The following is a 255-nucleotide window of genomic DNA, read 5'->3' as shown; positions in this document are numbered from 1 at the left end:
TCCGCCGCGAGGTACACCCATTCCTTTTCCGCCGCGAGCGAGGCGATGGCCAGCCCCACGTTGGACAGGATGGAGCCGGTGATCATGGCGGCGCCTTCGGAGGTCATCAGCTCTTCGGCGATCTTGATCGCCTCGCCCGGATCGCCCTGATCGTCGCGGAAGATGAATTCGAGCGGGCGGTCCAACACGCCGCCCTCGGCGTTGATCTCCTCCAGCGCCAGTTCGATGCCCTTCTTGTAGGGTTCGGCAAAGGCG

1 protein-coding gene is annotated in these 255 nt (G+C 64.7%); it reads right to left on the bottom strand.

What is annotated here, in order from left to right; genetic code table 11:
- The coding region (locus A3764_RS01685; protein WP_150122047.1) for an ABC transporter substrate-binding protein at window positions 1-255 on the bottom strand (255 nt) is incomplete at both ends.

The sequence above is a fragment of the Sulfitobacter sp. HI0129 genome, from assembly GCF_001635395.1.
In the GTDB taxonomy this organism is placed as follows: Bacteria; Pseudomonadota; Alphaproteobacteria; order Rhodobacterales; family Rhodobacteraceae; genus Sulfitobacter.
The sequence above is the reverse complement of the archived record's forward strand: the minus strand, read 5'-3'. Positions and strand labels throughout refer to the sequence as shown.